The organism is Stieleria sp., assembly GCF_041595215.1.
Classification (GTDB): domain Bacteria; phylum Planctomycetota; class Planctomycetia; order Pirellulales; family Pirellulaceae; genus Stieleria; species Stieleria magnilauensis.
Genome location: NZ_JBFHKV010001270.1, coordinates 1 through 2200, shown reverse-complemented (window position 1 = coordinate 2200; position 2200 = coordinate 1). Strand labels below are relative to the sequence as shown.

At 58.9% G+C, this 2200-nt stretch carries 2 protein-coding genes; one reads left to right on the top strand and one right to left on the bottom strand.

Translation table 11 applies throughout. The annotated features are described in order from the left end of the window. Positions 1–818 (bottom strand): DUF1549 domain-containing protein (locus ABX749_RS30440; RefSeq protein ID WP_372899345.1); only part of this gene is annotated, 818 nt, incomplete at its 3' end. A 359-nt stretch (positions 819–1177) separates the two neighbouring features. Between ABX749_RS30440 and ABX749_RS30435 the strand changes: the two genes are divergently transcribed. Further along, positions 1178–1843 (top strand): carbonic anhydrase, encoded by a 666-nt coding sequence (locus ABX749_RS30435; protein ID WP_372899344.1) that lies wholly within the window; start codon positions 1178–1180, stop codon positions 1841–1843. Positions 1844–2200: the final 357 nt, after the last annotated feature.

The following is a 2200-nucleotide window of genomic DNA, read 5'->3' as shown; positions in this document are numbered from 1 at the left end:
TCGCGGTAGCGCCAAGCGTTCGGGTACGTCATGTTGACTTCACGTCCGGTCGATTCGCCATAGCGGACGACGTCCAACCAGTGACGTCCCCAATGCTCGCCGAACTGATGCGAATCCAACAATCGATCGACGACGCGGGCGACCGCGGCGTCGGGGTTCTGGTCGTAGGCCGCGGTGAACCACTCAAGTTGCTCGGGGGTGGGCGGCAAACCGATCAGATCAAAGCACAGTCGTCGCAAGATGTTCGGCGCCGGTGCGTCGGCGGCGGGCTGCAATCCGGCATCGTCGAGTCCGTTCAACAGGAAACGATCGATTGTCGTCTTGGACCAGGCGGCGGCGTGCGTTGAGGCGGCGTCCGGTTCGGGCGGTCGGCTGCGGCGCGGTGCTTGATAGGCCCAAAAGGTCCGCTTGGCTTGAGCGATCATCTCGTCGTCGATCGTCTGCGCGGGCGTTTCGACCGGTGTGATGACACGGGGATCGGGCGCCCCGTCGAGGATCCAGGTTCGGAAATCGGCGATCTCGGCATCGGTCAATTTTCGCTTCGGCGGCATCACGAAATCGGTGTGCGTGATCGCGCCGAAAAACAGACTCGCGTCCAGGTCGCCGGGCACGATCGCCGGGCCGCTGTCGCCGCCCTCGATCATCGCCGCCTGGGTGTCTAACCGGAGCCCCCCCTTGCTCTGTCCGGCTTGCTTGCTGTGACAGCCGTAGCACTCGCGAACCAGCACGGGGCGGATCTTGGTTTCAAAAAACTTCGATTGCTCGGGCGTCAGCGGTGTGGCGGCAACGTCGTCGGCAGCGGCGGCAAAACCAGCCACCCCCACCAGCGAGGCTGCGCTTACGAAAAAAAGGACAGATCGCAAAATTCGCTGGAAAAACACCGGATTTCTCCCGGGACAAGCGAGCAGGAACAGAGACGAGCGACGGTAGTATTCCAACCCGCGACGGACCGCAAAGTTTCGCGTTTCGTGGTTCGCGGAGGGAACGATGGCAGGTCAGACAAGGGTCTGACTCAAACATAGTTCACCCGGGGACTGAAAATCTTACATCCGACAAGCGAATTGATTCCGATAGGATTACAGACGACAGGACCGAGCCATCTTTGATAAACTCGGGCGCCGGTTTCTCGGGACCCTTTTCAGGCGGTCTAGCCACTTCCGCAACCAGGATTTTGACGATGCAAAAACTAGTCGATGGAATTCACAAGTTTCAGCGTGAACTGTTCAGCCAAGACCAGCAGTTGTTCGAGACGTTGGTCGAAGGACAAAACCCGCTGGCGTTGTTCGTGACCTGTTCGGATTCGCGAATCGATCCGAATCGGCTGACCCAAACCCGCCCCGGCGAGCTTTTCATTCAGCGGACCGCGGGCAACATCGTGCCTCCCTACGGCAGCGTTCACGGTGGCGAAGCGGCGACGATCGAATACGCGGTCAGCGTTTTGAAAGTCCGCGACATCGTGATCTGCGGACACTCCCATTGCGGAGCGATGGCGGGGCTGTTGGATCCGCAGTCGATCGAACAACTACCCGCGGTCAAAGCGTACCTGGAGCACGCCGAAGCGACACGGCGGATCGTCCAAGAGAACTATGGTCACCTGACCGACCCGGAGAAGCGGTTGACGTTGACCGTCGAAGAAAACGTGTTGGTCCAACTGGAAAGTCTGCGGACGCACCCTTCGGTTGCCGCCGCGATCGGACGCGGGCAATTGAAGCTGCACGGTTGGGTCTACAAGTTCGAGACCGGTGAGGTGTTTGCGTACAACCCCGATGAGGCTCAGTTCTTGCCGCTGCAAGACATCGCGCTGCCGGTCGATGCCCAGGTCCGCACGCTTCCGCCGATCTAGTGCTCTGTCGAGATCTGAATATCGGGTAGGCGGTAGTGGACGAGGCGACGAGTCCACCGACAATTCTAATGATTGAACAAGACAACTAATCGCGGGACTCCTCGCGTCGTCCACTACGCTTCGTGCGTCAATCCATTCCTAGTCAACACCTATCAACAATCAATAAACGAATCACCACGTAGTGGACGAGGCGACGAGTCCACCGACAATTCTAATATTGAACGAGACAACTAATCGCGGGACTCCTCGCGTCGTCCACTACCCGAAATTCGAGCTGAGACGGAATCTAGCAAGCGGACTCGTCGCCTCGTCCACTACCCGAGATTTGAGCTGAGACGGAATCTAGTGCAGTCCGTA